Source organism: Paenibacillus sp. J23TS9, from assembly GCF_018403225.1.
Classification (GTDB): domain Bacteria; phylum Bacillota; class Bacilli; order Paenibacillales; family Paenibacillaceae; genus Paenibacillus_AQ.
The window spans coordinates 1-224 of record NZ_BOSG01000053.1; the positions used below are offsets into that span (position 1 = coordinate 1).

The following is a 224-nucleotide window of genomic DNA, read 5'->3' on the forward strand; positions in this document are numbered from 1 at the left end:
GACGGGTGAGTAACACGTAGGCAACCTGCCTGTAAGACTGGGATAACTACCGGAAACGGTAGCTAATACCGGATAATTTATTTCTTCTCCTGGAGAAATAATGAAAGACGGAGCAATCTGTCACTTACAGATGGGCCTGCGGCGCATTAGCTAGTTGGTGGGGTAACGGCTCACCAAGGCGACGATGCGTAGCCGACCTGAGAGGGTGAACGGCCACACTGGGA

At 52.2% G+C, this 224-nt stretch carries 1 rRNA gene; it reads left to right on the forward strand.

Going from position 1 to position 224, the window contains the following annotated elements:
* Position 1 precedes the first annotated feature (1 nt).
* Positions 2–224 (forward strand): 16S ribosomal RNA (locus tag KJS65_RS29660); the annotation flags it as partial.